The 4,384-nt window shown below is 67.8% G+C and carries 5 protein-coding genes; 4 read left to right on the forward strand and 1 reads right to left on the reverse strand.

Annotated elements, in window-relative coordinates:
* Positions 1-870: glycosyltransferase (locus tag Q7W29_04060; protein MDO9170988.1), on the reverse strand; the 870-nt coding region annotated here is incomplete at its 3' end.
* A 296-nt stretch (positions 871-1,166) separates the two neighbouring features.
* Here Q7W29_04060 and Q7W29_04065 point away from each other — a divergent pair.
* The 4 genes from Q7W29_04065 to Q7W29_04080 form a co-directional block, all read left to right on the forward strand.
* On the forward strand, positions 1,167-2,057 hold the full coding sequence (locus Q7W29_04065) for a glycosyltransferase (GenBank protein ID MDO9170989.1): 891 nt from the start codon (positions 1,167-1,169) through the stop codon (positions 2,055-2,057).
* Positions 2,058-2,173: 116 nt separating this feature from the next.
* The gene (locus Q7W29_04070; GenBank protein MDO9170990.1) at positions 2,174-3,541 is read left to right on the forward strand and encodes a FlgD immunoglobulin-like domain containing protein; all 1,368 of its coding nucleotides are present in this window, start codon (positions 2,174-2,176) and stop codon (positions 3,539-3,541) included.
* A gap of 18 nt (positions 3,542-3,559) precedes the next feature.
* On the forward strand, positions 3,560-4,135 hold the full coding sequence (locus Q7W29_04075) for an acyltransferase (GenBank protein MDO9170991.1): 576 nt from the start codon (positions 3,560-3,562) through the stop codon (positions 4,133-4,135).
* Positions 4,132-4,384 (forward strand): hypothetical protein (locus Q7W29_04080; GenBank protein MDO9170992.1); only part of this gene is annotated, 253 nt, incomplete at its 3' end. The genes Q7W29_04075 and Q7W29_04080, both read left to right, overlap by 4 nt.

The raw sequence follows: 4,384 nt of genomic DNA on the forward strand, positions 1-4,384 counted from the left end.
GTTGCCGCCGACCGAAGTCGCGACCACCGCGCAGCCGCTGAGCATGTACTCGAGCACCGCGTTGCTGAAGCCCTCGGAGTCCGAGCACATCACGCCGATCGCCAGCCGCTGCAGGTAGGCCGGCACGTCGGCGATGCGGCCCGCGAACACGGTGCGGTCGGCGATCCCCAGCTCCGCCGCCAGCCGCTCGTACTGCGGCCGCAGCTCGCCGTCCCCGATCAGGTGCCAGGTGGTCTCGGGGTGCCGGTCCGCCACCCTGGCGGCCGCCCTCAAGAACAGGTCGGCACGTTTGACCCTGCGGTTGAGGTTGCCGACGATGCCGACGGCGACGCCGCCCTCCGGGTGCTCCACGAAACGGTAGCGGTCGACGTCGATCCCGTTGCGGATCACCCCCACCCGGCGCGGGTCCAGCCGGTCCCGCGAGCACACATGATGCTTGACCGCCTCGGAATTCGCCAGGAACCCCGTCGCCAGCGGGTAGGTCCGCCGCATCAGGAACTCCTGGGCCGGCGTGCGCCAGAAGCCGAGGTCGCGGAAGGACACGAGCCGCACCGGGACCCGGGCCAGCCGCGCCGCCGCGATCCCCAGCAGCGTCGAGTCCTGGAAGAACGTCTGCACGACGTCGATCCGTTGCTCGCGCAGGTGCGCGGCGAGGGCGCGCAGCCGCGACACGCCCCCGGGCGAGAACAGCCGCCGGGCGTCCAGTTCGAGGCGCGGGCAGTCGGCCTCCCCGAGGTAGTCCGACGAGGGCCGCAGGGTGCACAGGCTCGGGGCGAAACCTCGGCGGTCGAGGCGGTTGATCAGGCCGATCAGCTGGGTCTCGGTGCCACCGCGGCTGATGCTGTCGATGCAGTAGAGGACCTTGATCAAACCGGAGTATCCTCCCGGGCTGTATCGCCGCCGCCGAACCGACCCCGACGGATCCACCGCCGACATCCCACCGAAACGGCACCTCGTTCGGCATCGGCACCGCCGGGAATTTGTACTACCATGGCGACGCAACCAGCCGATACCGCGGGGGGACGGGCTGGGGGTCGGTCAACGGCCCTTCCCGGTCAATGTGGCACAGGGAAGGAATCAGGACCACAACAGATCGCTGAAGACGGCCGCACGCGCCACCCGACGGACCTCACCTGCGGAGACCCGACCTGGGCCAGGAGTACGGAATGCAGAACCTCGGCACACCCTTAGTCTCCGTCATCACCGCGACCTATAACATGGGGCACTATCTGCGAGAAACCGTAGACTCCATCCTGGCGCAGACCCACGACCGGCTCGAGTTGATCATCGTTGACGACGGTTCGACGGACGACACCTGGAAGGTGCTGGAGGAATACGCAGCCGATCCCCGCGTCAAGATCGTCAGACAGGCAAACGCCGGCCAGACCGCGGCCAAGAACCGCGGGCTGCGGGAAGCGAGCGGACAATTCGTCGGTTTCTGTGACGCCGACGACCGCTGGCTGCCCGAGAAGCTCGCCCGCCAGCTGCCCCACTTCGAAAACGCCCCCTCTCTGGGGGTGGTCTACACCGACTTCACCTGCATCGACGGCGAAGGGCGCCCGACACCGGCCCCTCGCATGGAATGCTTCAGCGGTCGCATCACGTCGCAGCTTCTGGTCGACAATTTCGTCAATTTCCCCTCGGCGTTGGCCCGCCGCGAAGCCATTGAGAAAGTCGGAGGTTTCGACACTTCTTTGTCGATGTCGATCGACTACAATTTGTGGTTGCGGATTTCCGTGGACTGGGACTTCCGATACCTGCCGGAAACCCTTGTCGAATATCGACTTTGGGAGGGCCAGATGTCCCACCGCACCGGTGAGCGCCTCGACAATGCCTTCCGCATGATGACCCGCTTCCTGGCCGAACATCCCGGCTGCGTTTCACCGGCTGCGCGCCGCTATGCTTGGACGCATTCTTACGTCACCCGCGGCCGTTGGCATGCGCGCGAGGGCCGGAACATGGCCGCCGCTGCCGATTTCACCCAGGCCGCACTCCTGAGGCCGTGGGACCTCCGTCTTTGGAAGTCGATGACGAAATGTGTGTTGCGACGATCATGACCCGCCGCGGGCGGCTGGAAACTGGACGTTTTTACTGTTTCGTGATACTATGTACCATTCCTAAAGACAACGCGGGGCGCCGGCTCCGCTAGAATCACCACGACCCGGGAGCCTTCATGGCCGCCAAGTCCATCCTGGCCGCGTGCTTTTTCCTGCTCTTGACGGCCGTCGCCGCGGCCGCAGCGCCGATTTCGGCGCTGGTCAAGACCCCGACCGCCAACATCCTGAACGAAGACCGCGTGGACTTCACGTGGAGCTACACCACGGCGCCGGACTCGCTGACCGTCGACTTCGGCGACGGCCAGTCGAAGACCTACCCCGCCGCCACGACGACGGCGCGCCACGCCTACCGCAGCGCGGGCCGCTACAACATCGTCGTCACCGCCTGGAAGAACGGCGCCGCCGAGCAGCAGTCCTTCCCGAATTTCGTGGTCGTCGGCCAGCGCTCCCTGCCCGGCACCAACATGATGTTCGTGCACCATTCCACGGGCCGCAACCTGATCCGCGACAGCGGCGTGCGCAGCCTGCTGGAGTCCCACAACTTCCGTTACGGGACGGCCATCAAGTTCTGGGACCACGACTACGACAGCGGGAACTCCTTCACCGGCATCATCCTGCCCGACAGCACGGTCCACTCCGACTGGTCCTACGGCATCGAGGCGAACGACATCCAGCCGGACGGCTGGTACACCATCTTCTGCACCGGCAGCGCGTTCATGGACTCCCTGCTGGACCGCCACGACATCATCGTCCTGAAGAACGACCACAGCACCGGCGACATCACCTCGGACGCCATGTTGCAGTCCTACCAGTCCCAGTACCTGCAGATCCGCAACGTCCTGGACCAGCACCCCGACAAGCTGTTCGTGCTGGTCAGCGGCTCGCCGCGCCGGCCCGAGGACACGACCAACGCCATGGCCGACCGCTCCCGGGTCTTCTACAACTGGCTGCAGAGCCCCGGCTTCATGAACGGGCACCCGAACCTCGTCTTCTACGACCTGTTCGACGAGCTGGCCGCGCCGAACGTCGCCACCAATCCCGTGCGCAACATGCTGCGCGAGGAATACCGCCGCCCCGGCGTGCCGAGCGACAGCCATCCGAACACCTTCGCCAACGTCACCATCGGGCCGCGCTTCGCCTCGCTGCTGATCCGCATGGTGGACCCGAGCTGGATCGGCGAACTGACCGCCGCGCCGCCGGCGCCGCTGCTGATCGCGACGGGCAACCACCCGAACCCGTTCAACCCCTCCACGGCCATCGACTTCACCCTGACGCAGCCCGCGTCGGTGAGCCTCGACGTTTTCGACTTGTCGGGGCGGCTGATCCGTCGCATCCTGACCGCGGCCCGGTTCGAAGCCGGCCACCACGCCGCGCACTGGGACGGAACCGACGACCAGGGGCGGAGCCAGCCGTCGGGCGTGTACCTCTACCGCATCGACGGCGGCCCCGAGAGCGTTTCACGCCGCATGCTCCTGGTCCGCTGAGCGACGGAGGCTCCGCGGATGCTCCAAGTCCTCAAGGAATTCCGGCAGTCGCTGGGCGACCCCACCGGCCGCCTGCTGCTGCGCTACTCCTTCGTGCGCAACTGCCCCGGCTCCTACGGCTTCCTGCTGCGGGCCGGCGTGCTGCAACCCGCCTTCGGGCGCTGCGGGCCGCGGGTCCGCATCCACGAGGGCGCCCGCTTCCGCAACGTCCACAAGATCCTGCTCGGCGACAACGTCACCATCGGCGTCGACAACTTCCTGCAGGCCGCCGGCGGCATCACCATCGGGGACCACACCCTGCTCGGTCCGGGCGTCAAGGTCTGGACGACCAACCACGTCTTCGCCGACCCCGACCGCCCGATCCGCGACCAGGGCGCCGAGTACCGCGAGGTCGTCATCGGCCGCGACGTCTGGATCGGCTCGAACGCCTTCCTGATGCCCGGCGTCGAGCTGGGCGACGGCTGCATCGTCTCGGCCGGCTCGATCGTGGGCGCCAAGAAGTACCCCCCCTTCAGCATCCTCATGGGCAACCCCGCGCGGGTCATCGGCAACCGCAAGAAAGCCGAGACCGCCCCGCAAGACGGCGTCGCGTGACCACCGATCGCGCTTCGCGGGCGGACCTCACGGCCGGGCTGCTCGCAGCCGCGGACGCGACGTCGCGGGCCGCCGCGCCCGACGTCCTGCGCGACGCCCTGGTCGCCGCCCTAGTCGCCGCCCTGCCCGCCGGCCCCGACCGCCTCGCCCGTCTCGAAGAACTCGTCGACGAGGGCCGCGCCGCCTGGGATCTGCTCCTGTGCGGCGACCGCCGAGGCCACCTGCTGCTGGGCGGCGCCGGCTGGAGCG

Source organism: bacterium, assembly GCA_030654305.1.
In the GTDB taxonomy this organism is placed as follows: domain Bacteria; phylum Krumholzibacteriota; class Krumholzibacteriia; order LZORAL124-64-63; family LZORAL124-64-63; genus PNOJ01.